At 68.6% G+C, this 401-nt stretch carries 1 protein-coding gene; it reads right to left on the reverse strand.

Translation table 11 applies throughout. From position 1 onward, the window contains the following. Positions 1–401: AAA family ATPase (locus BGN95_RS25365; protein ID WP_286774401.1), on the reverse strand; the 401-nt coding region annotated here is incomplete at both ends.

Below are 401 nucleotides of genomic sequence, written 5' to 3' on the forward strand. Positions count from 1 at the left end.
TTCCCAAGCCTCGCGAGCCACGCCCAGCATCGCGCTCTTGCCGGTCCCGGCATAGCCGACGACCACGCTCATATCCCGGCCATCGGTCACATGGCCGAACGCCGCCCGCTGCTCACCCGACAGGTCCAAGCCTCGTTCCGACGCGCGCGCCAGCGCGCCCTCCCGGTCGTTCTCACTGACGCGATGCCGCTCGCGCTCGGCCATAAGATCAGCGGCGCGGTGCATCCGCTGTTCGGCTTCGATCATGTCGCGGCTGGTGAACCGATCTTCGCCGCGTCCGTCCTTGCCCAGCGCGATCAGGTCGGGCGAGCCGCGCACCGCGCCCATCGCCGCGTTGAACTGGTCTTGCCCGTCGCTGTGCCGATGCACGAACATCGCCATGTCGCGATGGGTGAACGTCG

It is taken from the genome of Sphingomonas sp. 66-10, from assembly GCF_001897045.1.
Taxonomy (GTDB): Bacteria; Pseudomonadota; Alphaproteobacteria; order Sphingomonadales; family Sphingomonadaceae; genus Sphingomonas; species Sphingomonas lycopersici.